The organism is Terrimonas ginsenosidimutans (genome assembly GCF_022012415.1).
GTDB classification, from domain to species: Bacteria; Bacteroidota; Bacteroidia; order Chitinophagales; family Chitinophagaceae; genus Terrimonas_A; species Terrimonas_A ginsenosidimutans.
Genome location: NZ_JAKLTR010000032.1, coordinates 24,952 through 36,027, shown reverse-complemented (window position 1 = coordinate 36,027; position 11,076 = coordinate 24,952). Strand labels below are relative to the sequence as shown.

Sequence of the window (11,076 nt, the reverse complement as noted above, 5' to 3'; positions counted from 1 at the left end):
GGAGTCTTCGACCTCTCGTCGAAAAAACAGCGCCTTTGCCCGCCCGGCAACAACAATGTTATGCTCCCTCCCCCTCACGCAAATGCGGAATAAAAAGCTGAAGCGTGCATCCCTTTCCGGGAGAAGTCCGGATCTCCATCTTACCACCATAGATCGCAAGACGATTCCTGATATTATCAAAGCCAAGGCCACGCTGTACTTTTTTCAACTCAAAGCCTTTTCCATTATCCCTGATCGAGACATGTATGCCAGTCGGATCCGATTCGAATTCAAACCATACTTCAGTTGCATCTGCATGCCGGGTGATATTATTCAACTGCTCCTGTGTAACACGGAAAAGATTGAATTCAAGATCTTCCTGCAGTTCATCCGGGGCAAGATCATAACGCAAATGCGTCTGCAGCTTTCCTACAGAAAGATATGGGCTCAACAGATCTTCAAGCGCTTCTTTCAGGCCAATATCCTTCAACCCCGGCGGAGTAAGCGAATGACAAAGCGACCGGATATCATTGATCACATCATTCACCATTGTTTCACTCTTCGCAATAAGCTCGCTTTGCATTTTATCATTGCTCTTGGCAAAGTCGAGATAGATCTTGGCTGTTGTAAGCTGCTGATTAATGCTGTCATGCAATTCAGTACTGATCAGCTGCCGTTCTTTTTCCTGGCCATTGATCTGCGCTTTGATGATCTTTTGCTGCTCGCGTATATTCCTTCTGGCAGATTTTTTAAGCCACATCACTATTAAGGCGACCGCTGCCATACAAATGACCACGACCATCACTTTGAACCAGGTAGCCTGATAGAAATGCGGAAGCACTTTGAAATGAAGTACAGCAGCCTGCGACCAGTAACCATATCTCTCTGCTTTTACTTCAAATGTGTACTCGCCCGGTGCAAGCGCGGAGAAATAGGCGATACGTCTGTTGCCGGCCTGTGTCCATTGATCATCGAGGCCTTTCAAACGGAAATGAAATTGTATATCTGAAGCCTTTGCAAAATCAATATTGGTATACCTGATCTCGAAATTATATACGCCCGGCGGGATCTCGATCGACTCCGTTGGCAGATACTCGTTGTTACCGAATCGCAGCGACTGTACCTGGATATTCAGTGCATTTGATTCCGCCCCGATCAATCCATGATCAGCGATGGCAATACCCTGCGCAGTGGGAAACCATAAACTTCCATCCTGCATCGCCCAACCCGCAGGGAAGAATCCGCCATTTGTTTCCGAGTTTGGCATGCCATCAAGCGAATTGAAAAGTCTTACACCCAGACGAACACGACTGGATGAAGAATGCTTTACGGCCAGCAACTCACTTAAGGCGATTCGTTGCAGACCCAGATTCCCACTCATCCACACAAAACCTTTTGAATCCTCCAGTATGCGATAGACCTCATTAAAAAACAGGCCAACCGTTTTATCAAACACTCTGAACTTTCCATTGCTGTGCAATACCAATCCTTTTTCAGTGGCCATCCAGAGATCACCTTCCTTGTCTTCAAAAAAAGCATAAACGATATCGGCCGGGAACTGCTGCTTCGCATGAAATTGCTCTACCGCATTATTACCATAGTTGACCCGCAGCGCACCTCCTCCCCGGGTTCCAAACCAAAGATTCCGGCGACTGTCCTCAAATGCGCAAAGAAGGTTAGGTCTGCCCTGCAAAACAGGTATGGTGAATGAATGGATCACTTCATCCTCATCCATCCAGTGTAAACCGCCAAGGCGCGTAGAGATCCAAAGACGGTTCCGGCTATCATTGAAGAGACTGTAAACACTGTTATTCTGCAAACCGTTCTTATCTGTAAAATGCCGGTCAAACTTTTGTGTGACAATATTGAACCTGTCGAGGCCATTTGATGTACCCACATAAACGTGATCGTTTCTTCCATAGATGGCGAGCACAAGATTGCTGGACACACCATTTCCCTGCGTAAATGTAGCAGACTTCCCCTGGAAGGACCGCGTTACACCCTGCCCGGCTGTTCCAACCCAGATCTCGCCATTTGGATGCTGATAGATAGGAAGAATGATCTTACCGGCGAGGTTTGTTTCAGGTGGGGAACTTTCGATCAGGGTTGGTTTCAATTGTATCAGACCGGATGAGTTTGTGCCCATCCAAACGAGATTCTCCTCCATGGCAAGTATCGCACGTACCCCATCGTGAGCCATTTTCTCCTGCGAAGGCGTGATCAGTTTTCCATTGTCAAGAACCTGGTAGCCCGCACTGCGAAGACCGATCCAAAGCCGCCCGTCCCGCGCACAATAAACGGCATTCACGAAGCCTTCCTTCAGACCGTTTGATTCATTGAACGCCACGGTATCTTTTCCAATATGAAACAGTCCTTTCGCCGTACCGATCCAGATCTCGTCATTATTATCCCGGCAAAAAGAAGTGATCTGTAATCCGTTAAAACGCGGGACCGAAACTGGCTTAGCCGATGGGTCACCCAGTTTGAATAACCCGGCGGATGTGCCGATGAATAACCCATTCCTGCTACTGCTGATCGTTTCGATAGAACCCGCTTCCCGCGCATCCCATTTCGGACATGAATAGACAGAGTCGTGAAGAACGTAAAACAAGTCGCCCGTACTTGTCCCCACCCAAAGCCTGCCCTGCTGGTCCTGCTCAATTGCTTCGATCCAGCCGCCCTGTACATACCTGCGGAAATCGATCACCTGCTCCACCTTACGCCGGATACGCAGAACAGCATTCCTGCTGGAAGCCCAAAGATCTCCGCCAACAGGCAAAATATCATAAAAGGTACTGGAGTACAGACCCGGGGTATTCGCTTCATTCACGATGGTAAACTCTGCACCATCAAAGCGAAACAACCCTTCTTCCGTAGCACCCCATAAATAACCGGCGCTATCGCGGGCTATATCATAAACGGTGTTCTGGGGAAGCCCGGACTGATTATTCCAGTTACGGTATACAAAATTATAAGATGATTGATAGGGAGACGCAACCTGCGCCGTGGTTGAGAGGGCAATCGTCAGATAAAAAATCAGTAAAAAAAAACCTGAACCGGTCTTTAATTTCATTATGCAAAGTTCGCGTGGATTAAAAAACAAAACATCGCTCTGCTTTTGCAATGCCGGAGAATATCCAGCGCCCGCGAGAGTTTGCGAAAAGTTGCAGCAAGTTTTGACAAGTGAACTTAATGCATTTAACGATAAATTAAGTGAAAACTATTACTTTTTTGACTTTTTTCGCCTAATCGAACTGTTATAGCAAGTCAATTGAAGGAATAACAATGTGAATGGAGAGAGTTAGCACCACCAGGAACTTTTTCTTTCATCGTTATTCTTCATCAAAAATGCCATTTCCTTCCTGGCTTACGGTTTGTTTTACCGGCAAGGCAGGAAGAGAGATAAGCGAACTGCGGTTCCCGTATCCTGCGCTACCGTGTACCCATAAGTATTTGAATGGCGTAGGGGAACGCGGCGGACGCGGCGATACGCAGCGGACGCAGCGAAAACAGCCATAGCAGACTTTGTATTCGCCGCGTACGTCGCGTATCGCCGCGTCCGCCGCGAAAACAGCCATAGCAGACTTTGTATTCGCCGCGTACGTCGCGTATCGCCGCGTCCGTCGCGTTCCCTACGCCATCAAGCTATCAAGGAATTATTCGGTCATATAAAAGGAAAAATGTGGGTACACGGTAGGTATCCCTGCGGGAGGTTCATCGTCCTAAAATTCTTCGAACACGATCTTCTCTTTCTTTACACCCAGGGAGGTTAAGATCGCTCTCAATGACTCAACCATCGGGTCCGGCCCGCAGATATAGAAATACTGATCAAGGTCCCGCACTTTGGTTTTGATATATTCCGCATCTATTTTTCCGTGGTCATACAATGGATCGGTTTCCTGCGTAAGCGTATTGATAAAATTCCTTCCCAGCATAACCTGTAATTCATTCTTCAGAATGATATCCTGCGAAGTACGGTTTGAAAAAAGCAGCAGGTTATGACCAAGCTTCCCATCTTTTTGCAAACGACGAAGGATCGCTATGAATGGGGTAAGTCCCGCTCCTCCCGCAATGAACACTCCTTCTCCTTTGTAAGTGATCGTGCCGAAAATATCATGAAGGATCAGTTCCTCACCCGGCATGATCTCGCCAAGCTGATTTGTTACGCCATCGTGATCAGTATAGATCTTGATCGTGAATTCAAGATGATCCCATTCGTCGAGACTTGTAAACGTAAAAGGACGCCTTTCATTTAACCATCCATCTTTATTAATGCTGATCTCTGTTGCCTGGCCGGGTTCAAAACTATATCCTGCTGGTTTGCTAAGCTTAAAGCGACGTACGTTATGGGCGACATACTCCGCTGAAAGTATCTGGACGATGTGCTGTTCAGGAACAGGTGTTGACATGGTTGGTTTTTGGAAACGAATTTAATGAGATTTGGGGAGGTTAGAGAAAGGTTTGAGAGGGGCCGAAGCTCTGCGGACGTCCTTCAGAACTTTTAAACCTTATCCTTTTTTAAATTCTATGACACTTATGAAATCGTATTCCCCTTGAAATACAGTAAACTTCTTTGAAGAGTCGTAAATGAAGAATTGCGGGAGAAGCAGGGGCAAAAAAAAGATTCCCTCAGCTGAGCAGGGAATCATAAGATAGAGGATTTAATTCACCATTACCGGATTGGTTAAAAAGTCCGGGGTATAAAAGCTTTCCGCCAAAATACCTTGGTGTTTCATTTAAGATAGGATAGACAAAACTTTAAGGTCGGGTTTGAGATGCTGTTGATCATTGATCACGCAGCTGTTTCACCCAGCTCTTCAAGGTAATGGTCTTCTTCTCCTTCTCTTGCCTTATCGGCTTTGAGGAACTCCTCAAAACGAAGGCGATGGTTTAGTTTTTCAAGGCGATTAATGCTTTCACGGGAATTGGTTACTTCTTTGCGATACAGGACCAGTTTGTCCCAAACACTTATAATAACCAATGAACCGCCTACAATAGTGCCTAGCAAGAAATAGATAATCATCAGTTTTCTTTCAGACGTTACAGATTTCGATTCGCTTTTTATACGGCAAGCACATCGGAAATTAATTCAGACTAATGCCTGAATCTGAGCTTTTGCAATTCAATCATTATAACAGGATCATGATTGATAGCTCATGTCACAAAGAAAAACAAAAAACCATAAACTGTAAAGCATTGCACTATGAAAATCATATAAACATGAGTAAGAATCGCGTATTTGTTGGTCGCAATTCTACTTTTTTTCATCGCGCGTTTATACTCATAATGGTTTCCTCTTAAAAAAATCTATCGACTAGAAATCTCATAGAGAATATTTCTTTGACATTGATATGCTTAAACTTTACACAACTATCCTGCCAGTATCCCCTTAATAGGTCATATCAAAAATTTCCTTATCGTAATATAGCTCGTAAAATCGCATGCATAGAGCGTAGAAACACGACCAAACAAAAAGAGGTTTAAGACCTTAAGCATTAGCATAGATCTTAAACCTCCTGGATTAAAATAAGATTAGAGAATAGTTATAGAAACAGACATCCATATTTCTATAACTTATGAGCCGGGGGAATGATCAGTACGCTTTTTCATCACCGCGTATAACCTGGTACACTGTGAGGTAAATAATCCGCAGATCAAGCATGAGACTCCAATGCTCGAGATACCAGATGTCTTTTTCAATACGCTTTTCCATCTGTCCTACTTCCTTGGTTTCGCCCCTAAAACCAGATACCTGTGCCCATCCGGTAATTCCTGGTTTCATAAAGTGACGCACCATGAACTGATCGATGATCGATCTGTATTGCTCTGTGTGCGAAAGCATGTGTGGACGCGGGCCAACCACACTCATCTCTCCTTTCAACACATTGAAGAATTGCGGCAATTCATCGAGACTGCTTTTACGAAGAAAACTACCAATACGCGTGATCCTGCTATCATTCTTTGTAGCCTGGGTCTTCTCGCTTTCCTTATTCACCCGCATGCTTCTGAACTTATAGCACATGAAGGGCTTGTTGTTACGACCACTTCTTTTCTGTTTGAACAATACAGGCCCGGGGCTTTGGATCTTGATCAGCAATGCGATGATCGGGTAAAGCCAGCTTAGTAAGAAAACAATGACCATCAGGCTGAACACTACATCGAATATTCTTTTCTTGAACCGGTTATGCAAATTCTCCAATGGCTCCGGACGCAATGAAAGAACAGGAAAATCATTCATATAGCTGATCTGGAAATGCGCAGCGATAACACTGTTCAGATCCGGAACGATCTTCAGCTTTACGCACTGTTTTTCGGCTTCTTCCACCAGCGTATGTGCCGTAACAAGGTATGCAGGAGGAACTGAGGCATATACTTCGTCTATACTTCGCAGGGAAGCCTGGCGGATCCCGCGGCGGATCACATCATGCAGCTGAGCGATATTCTTATTAACAAAAGTGGTTTTATCTCCCTCATCAAGAATGCCTTCGAACCTGAATTCGCTGGCATGAAAACCGAAATATTCTGCAAGCTTTATTCCGGTATCATTGAAACCCAGTACCGCCACTTTTACCCGATATCTTGAACGCTGTCTTCTTTTGGAACTTTCGAGTATGGTGATAAGAAACCTGCTTACAAAAAAGGCTACAGAAAGAAAGGAGAAAAGGAAGATGAGGAATTGGCGGGAAAGAGCGTAGTTCTTGGTAACAAACAGGTAAAGCGCGAACAGCACCATAAGCGCCACAACAGATTTCCAGGTGGCCCTCATCAGCTGCTCCACCTTCCTCACAGTTTCATCATTATATAAACGGAAGATAATAACGGTGACAAGCCAGATCAGGTTATAAGGGGAAACAAAGTTAAGGTAGGTTTCGAGTTCCAGTTTATCCCAAATGCTATTGATCAGAAAGTAGGTAGCCCAATAGCAACCGTTGACCATCAGCAGGTCACATAATATCAGGACGATCCGCAGGAAATACAGGTATCGGTTCCGCATAGGAAATGGTCAGGGTTGGTTCAGGTTGCAAATATACAGTACAACGCAAAAACTTGAGTGGGATTGCGATCAGAGGATCAAACCTGATCAGACTGATCAGCTTTTTTCCGGGAACGGGCCCGGAGCCTGCTGATAGTCCACCAACAGAGATAGGCCAGCGTAATTCCGAGAATATTGCTACCCATGTCCATCAATCCAAAGCTGCGCCTGGGGATCCACAACTGGGCTACCTCCAACATAACCGAAACACCTATAATAAGAAAATAGAAGGGAAAGAAACGCCGGCAGCCAGGAAACACCCAAAGAATGGCAGTTGTAAATACAAAAAAATAACCGCTATGGTGAAGTATATCCAGCCATTCGTGATATTCGCTGGTGTAAAACCGTTCCGGGTGGAAATCCGGGATCAACAGCATCACTAACGATGCAAGCACGATAACTTTCCAAAAGACCTTTTTCACCTGATAAAATTATAATGCCGGAAGCCTTTAAAAGCCTCCGGCATTTATTCTCTCAATATTATTTAGTTTACTTTTTCAGCAAACTTGTCTTCATACACCCTGGAGATCCCTTCTTCCAGACCGATCTTCGCTTTCCAGCCAAAACTATGGAGTTTTGTCACATCCATCAGTTTGCGTGGCGTTCCATCAGGTTTTGATGTATCCCACACAATTTCTCCCGGGTAACCCGTGATCTTCTTTACAAGATTTGCGAGGTCTTTTATACTGATATCCTCGCCCACGCCAATGTTCACCAGGCCTGGCTCATTATAATTCTGCATCAGGTAAAAGCAGGCTTCTGCAAGATCATCCGCATGGAGAAATTCGCGCAGTGGGGTTCCGCTTCCCCATACAGTCACGTTTGGCTCTCCGTTCAGCTTTGCTTCATGGAACTTCCTGAGCAAAGCGGGTAGTACGTGTGATTTCTGCAGGTCATAGTTATCATTGGGACCGTAAAGATTCGTCGGCATCACCGAAATAAAATTACAGCCATACTGCGCGCGGTATGCATCACACATTTTGATACCTGTGATCTTTGCGATCGCATAAGGTTCATTCGTTTCTTCCAGCGGCCCTGTCAGCAGGTAATCCTCCTTCAAAGGTTGAGGAGCCAGTTTTGGATAGATACAGGAAGACCCAAGGAACATTAGCTTGGTCGCCCCATTCACATAGGCCTGGTGGATCACGTTGGACTGGATCATCAGGTTATCATAAAGGAACTCCGCACGATAGGTATTGTTGGCCACGATGCCGCCAACCTTTGCTGCCGCGAGAAATACATAGTCAGGCTTTTCTTTGGCAAAAAAATCAGCCGTCTGTTGCTGGTTGCGCAGGTCCACCTCGCTTGAAGTGCTGACCAGGATATTCTCAAACCCTTCCTCCTTCAGTTTACGCACAATCGCACTACCCACCATTCCCCTATGCCCTGCGACATATATTTTTTTCTGCTTTTCCATTAGCTCTAAATAAAATTAAAAAGTAAAAATTCAAAAGTAAAAATCAGGAGCCTTAAAGCGTCTCCCGCTCCGATCGCGTCAGGTGCCAATAGTTACAGAGACTACTCAGCGCGCAGATGTCAAAAGTAAAATTTGCCCGGCCTGGCAAACCTTCACCATTTTTTACTTTTGACTTTTTACTTTTCACTTAGCCCTACTCGTGCTGTTTCAGAATTTCGTAACCCGCATCTTTCAGCAGTTTATTTTTCCTGAACAATTCCACATCGGCAGCCATCATTTCTTTTACAAGTGCAGCGAGGTCATATTGTGGTTCCCAACCAAGCTTTGTTTTTGCTTTGGTAGGATCGCCGATCAGCAGTTCCACTTCTGTCGGGCGGAAGTATTTTGGATCGATGGCAACTACTTCTTTACCTGCAGGCAGGTTGACGGGATCATTAGATGATTTGATATATCCTTTCTCATCTACACCGCTTCCTTTAAATTCAAGTTCCGCGCCTACTTCGGCAAAAGACATTTTGATAAAGTCGCGAACGGTGGTTGTAACACCTGTTGCGATCACAAAATCTTCCGGTTCGTCCTGTTGAAGGATCCTCCATTGCGCTTCCACATAATCTTTCGCATGGCCCCAATCACGACGCGCATCGATATTACCCATATAAAGTTTATCCTGCATTCCGAGAGAGATCTGCGCTACGGCACGTGTGATCTTACGGGTAACGAAGGTTTCTCCACGCAATGGGCTTTCATGGTTGAAAAGGATCCCGTTACAAGCGAACATATTATATGCTTCACGATAGTTTACGGTGATCCAGTAAGCATAAAGCTTTGCCACACCATATGGGCTGCGTGGATAGAAAGGTGTTGTTTCTTTCTGAGGAACTTCCTGCACCAGTCCGTATAGTTCGGAAGTAGATGCCTGGTAGATCCTGGTTTTTTCGGTAAGGCCCAGCAAACGAACAGCTTCGAGTACGCGAAGTGTTCCGATCGCATCGGCGTTAGCGGTATATTCAGGTGCGTCAAAGCTCACTTTTACGTGGCTCATTGCACCGAGATTGTAAATTTCATCAGGCTGAACGTCCTGGATGATGCGGATCAGGTTTGTGCTGTCCGTCAGATCGCCATAATGCAGTTTGAAATTGAGATTCTTTTCGTGAGGATCCTGGTACAGGTGATCGATCCTGTCTGTGTTGAAAAGAGAAGAACGTCTTTTGATACCGTGTACTTCGTATCCCTTTTCCAATAACAGTTCTGACAGATAAGCTCCGTCCTGCCCCGTAACGCCAGTGATTATGGCTTTCTTTCCCATAGAATAATTAAATAATGGTTATTTAAAGAATTTGATTTCGACCGCAAAAATAAGAAAATGTATGGTAGCCTCCACAGGGGGCTATTTTTCAATGGCAGAGGTCACAAAACGTTGCATCACTTTGTCGATTGACAAAAAATCTTCTGCATAACGTCTTGCATTGGCTTTATATTGGCTGATCCTGTCAGTCATTCCGATTTTTATTGCTTCCGCGAGGGATTCTGCGCTTTCGGCCGTTGCAATGATCCCCATCTGGTGATCATTGATCTCGTCATACAGGCTGTTTCCCGGATTTGCTGTTACGATTGCAAGACCACCGACAGCAAGTATATTGGTGAGTTTGCTTGGCATTACCAGGTCACTTGCGTCAGCTTTTTGGATAACCAGATGCATATCAGCCATATTCAGGAACCGGTTCAGCTGTTCCGCTGGTTGTAAATCCAAAAAATGAACATTTGTTATTCCAGCATTCAATGCTTGCTGTTTCAGTTTCTCTTTATAAGGCCCCGAACCACAAATAATAAATTTAAGGGAAGTATTCTCCCGGAAAAAACCGGCAGCGGTCAATATGATCTCAAGTCCTTGCTTTTCCCCGATAGCACCTGAGTAGAGTACAACTGTATCAGTCTCTGCAAAGCCAAAATCTGTTTTCAAACCCTGCTTTTCAAGCGGAAAGAAGCGTGTTGTGTCGGACCAGTTAGGGAACAGGATAACATCCCTGCCTGATTTCGCCTTTACTTTATTTACCATTCCGGTAGAGATGCTGCTTTGAACTGACGCTCTTTTCATGATAAAGCGTTCAAGACCGAACAGCATCCTGATCAGGCTTCTGGACTTTATCATTTGCAGATCGCGGGCAGCTTCTATCTGAAGATCCTGTACGTGGAAGATCATTTTACCGCCTCTGAAGAATTTGTATGTCAAACCCAGCAATGTGGGAACCAAAGGCGGCGATACCACAATAATAATATCCCGCTTTTTCCCAAATACGAGTTGAAGTGTTTTGAAGAAGCCTGAGACAAAGAAAGAAAAATCGAGTATCATCCGTTTGATGCCTCCTGGCCTGGCGGGAATGTAGTGAGGGCACCGGTAGATCCTTATGTTGCCATTCTTTTCGCTCGAATACCAGCGGTGTTTCTTTTTATAGGCAGGAGCTATTTTCCATTGAGGATAGTATGGATATGTTGCGATGGTTGTACAATCATATCCCTGGTTGGAGAGCCATTCAAGCATTTCTCCATTATAGCGGCCGATGCCAGTAAGTTCGGGATGGTAGTTCCCGGCAATTAAAAGAATGTTTTTCACAGATTACAAAGATATAGTATAAGCCCGCTGCATATA

At 45.0% G+C, this 11,076-nt stretch carries 8 protein-coding genes; all 8 read right to left on the bottom strand.

Going from position 1 to position 11,076, the window contains the following annotated elements:
- Positions 1–58: 58 nt before the first annotated feature.
- The 8 genes from LZZ85_RS27565 to LZZ85_RS27530 all read right to left on the bottom strand — a co-directional run bounded on the left by LZZ85_RS27565 (position 59) and on the right by LZZ85_RS27530 (position 11,040).
- The gene (locus tag LZZ85_RS27565) at positions 59–3,052 is read right to left on the bottom strand and encodes a ligand-binding sensor domain-containing protein (RefSeq protein ID WP_237877223.1); all 2,994 of its coding nucleotides are present in this window, start codon (positions 3,050–3,052) and stop codon (positions 59–61) included.
- 649 nt (positions 3,053–3,701) lie between these two features.
- Complete coding sequence (locus tag LZZ85_RS27560; protein ID WP_237877221.1) at positions 3,702–4,388, bottom strand: ferredoxin reductase domain-containing protein; 687 nt, start codon at positions 4,386–4,388, stop codon at positions 3,702–3,704.
- Between the two features lie 383 nt (positions 4,389–4,771).
- Positions 4,772–5,002 carry a hypothetical protein gene (locus LZZ85_RS27555; protein ID WP_237877219.1) on the bottom strand — a complete coding sequence of 77 codons (231 nt, stop codon included), beginning with the start codon at positions 5,000–5,002 and terminating at the stop codon, positions 4,772–4,774.
- A 570-nt stretch (positions 5,003–5,572) separates the two neighbouring features.
- A complete protein-coding gene (locus LZZ85_RS27550; protein WP_237877217.1) occupies positions 5,573–6,973 on the bottom strand; it encodes an undecaprenyl-phosphate glucose phosphotransferase in 1,401 nt (466 codons plus the stop codon).
- A 77-nt stretch (positions 6,974–7,050) separates the two neighbouring features.
- Positions 7,051–7,434: a VanZ family protein gene (locus LZZ85_RS27545; protein WP_237877215.1), complete on the bottom strand. Its 384-nt coding sequence runs from the start codon at positions 7,432–7,434 to the stop codon at positions 7,051–7,053.
- 62 nt (positions 7,435–7,496) lie between these two features.
- Positions 7,497–8,429: a GDP-L-fucose synthase gene (fcl, locus tag LZZ85_RS27540; protein WP_237877213.1), complete on the bottom strand. Its 933-nt coding sequence runs from the start codon at positions 8,427–8,429 to the stop codon at positions 7,497–7,499.
- Positions 8,430–8,622: 193 nt separating this feature from the next.
- Positions 8,623–9,735 carry a GDP-mannose 4,6-dehydratase gene (gene gmd, locus LZZ85_RS27535; protein ID WP_237877211.1) on the bottom strand — a complete coding sequence of 371 codons (1,113 nt, stop codon included), beginning with the start codon at positions 9,733–9,735 and terminating at the stop codon, positions 8,623–8,625.
- A gap of 81 nt (positions 9,736–9,816) precedes the next feature.
- Positions 9,817–11,040: a WcaI family glycosyltransferase gene (locus LZZ85_RS27530; protein WP_237877209.1), complete on the bottom strand. Its 1,224-nt coding sequence runs from the start codon at positions 11,038–11,040 to the stop codon at positions 9,817–9,819.
- Positions 11,041–11,076: the final 36 nt, after the last annotated feature.